Raw genomic sequence first — 234 nt, forward strand, 5'->3', positions numbered from 1 at the left:
GGTAATTCTCTTTCTACTTTTACTTGTGGCTCTTTAATCAATTTTTCTAGTCTTATTTCCGGATCCTCTGGTTTTACTTCTGGTTTCTTCGGTTCCTCCGGTTTCACTTCTCGTTTTTTCGGATCTTCCGGTTTCACTTCTGGTTGTTTCGGATCTTCCGGTTTCACTTCTGGTTCTTTCGGATCTTCCGGTTTCACTTCTGGTTCTTTCGGATCTTCCGGTTTCACTTCTGGT

1 pseudogene is annotated in these 234 nt (G+C 42.3%); it reads right to left on the bottom strand.

Annotated elements, in window-relative coordinates:
- Positions 1–234, bottom strand: a pseudogene (locus MR113_RS27920) (hypothetical protein); the annotation flags it as partial.

Origin of the sequence: Bacillus cereus group sp. BfR-BA-01379, from assembly GCF_022663605.1 — a bacterium.
GTDB lineage: Bacteria > Bacillota > Bacilli > Bacillales > Bacillaceae_G > Bacillus_A > Bacillus_A mobilis.